Source organism: Caballeronia sp. LZ033 (assembly GCF_031451265.1).
In the GTDB taxonomy this organism is placed as follows: domain Bacteria; phylum Pseudomonadota; class Gammaproteobacteria; order Burkholderiales; family Burkholderiaceae; genus Caballeronia.
The window spans coordinates 1-435 of the sequence record NZ_JARUXQ010000057.1 but is presented as its reverse complement, the minus strand read 5'-3'; the positions used below and the strand labels follow the sequence as shown (position 1 = coordinate 435).

Below are 435 nucleotides of genomic sequence, written 5' to 3'. Positions count from 1 at the left end.
CGCGTCATACGTGTACGTGAGCGTCTGCTCGAACACGGAATCGGCTGTTTGCAGCTTGCGCGTCTGCTCAGTCAGACGCCCGGCCCCGTCGTAGGCATATGCGAGCGTTCCCGTCGCGTCGACGTGCTGTTGCAGCTCCATCAGCAGTTGCCCATCGAGGTCATAGGCGCGCTTGACTATGCCGTTTGCATTGCTTGCGCGGATCAACCGGCCGCGTTTGTCGTACGCGAACGCTTCGCTTTGATCGCTGCCTTCGACCGCACGCCGCGTGATACGCCCCAACGGATCGCACGTCACCGTCAGCACCTGCCCCAACGGATCGATACTCTGCGTCAGATGCCCCGCCGGATCGTAGGCGTAGCGGCGCGAGCGCTTGTCATAGCCGATTTCCTCAACCAGCCGTCCCACCGCATCGCGCTTCAGATGCCACGTTTC

The 435-nt window shown here is 62.3% G+C and carries 1 protein-coding gene; it reads right to left on the bottom strand.

From position 1 onward, the window contains the following. The coding region (locus QCE62_RS35170; protein ID WP_309928045.1) for a hypothetical protein at window positions 1–435 on the bottom strand (435 nt) is incomplete at both ends.